Raw genomic sequence first — 524 nt, 5'->3', positions numbered from 1 at the left:
GTCCGGCTGTATTACAAAGCGGCAGTCGTTAAAGAATTCCATGTTTGCCTTACTGCTTCCAATACATCCCACTTCCTCACCTACAAAGAATGCAACTTTTATTTCGTTAAACTTCTGGAGGCATTGAAGGCATAACCATACACCGTTCTTATCATCAGCACCCAGACCGCAAAAACTCCTTTCCGTGGGACTGTAACCAAACAATAAGTCCTTGGTTTCAATTACCGTGAAGTCTGTCGGATGGTATTTCTGCACTTGGTCCAAATGAGCAACCATGCAGGGATAAGTATCTGATGTTCCCTTCGTCATGTAGATGTTCCCCGTGTTCCAGTCGAGGTCTATCTTCACGTTTTGTATGTTCCTGTCAACCCACTTGCAGACGAAGGAAATAATCTTGCCCTCGTATCCTGACTTTGAGTGGATTTTATAAAGCTGTTTTAATAATTTGAAATCCATAATCTTTACGCTTTTCGTTTTGTTGTTGAATTTGATTTTGATTTAACTTGAAGAGAGATTAAAGGAGG

At 40.8% G+C, this 524-nt stretch carries 1 pseudogene; it reads right to left on the bottom strand.

Going from position 1 to position 524, the window contains the following annotated elements:
- Positions 1 to 456 (bottom strand): annotated as a pseudogene (locus tag QVO66_RS11465) (hypothetical protein); the annotation flags it as partial.
- Between the last annotated feature and the right edge of the window lie 68 nt (positions 457 to 524).

It is taken from the genome of Prevotella sp. CAG:255 (assembly GCF_000431195.1).
Lineage (GTDB): Bacteria > Bacteroidota > Bacteroidia > Bacteroidales > Bacteroidaceae > Prevotella > Prevotella rara.
This window is presented reverse-complemented; position numbering and strand designations above follow the sequence as displayed.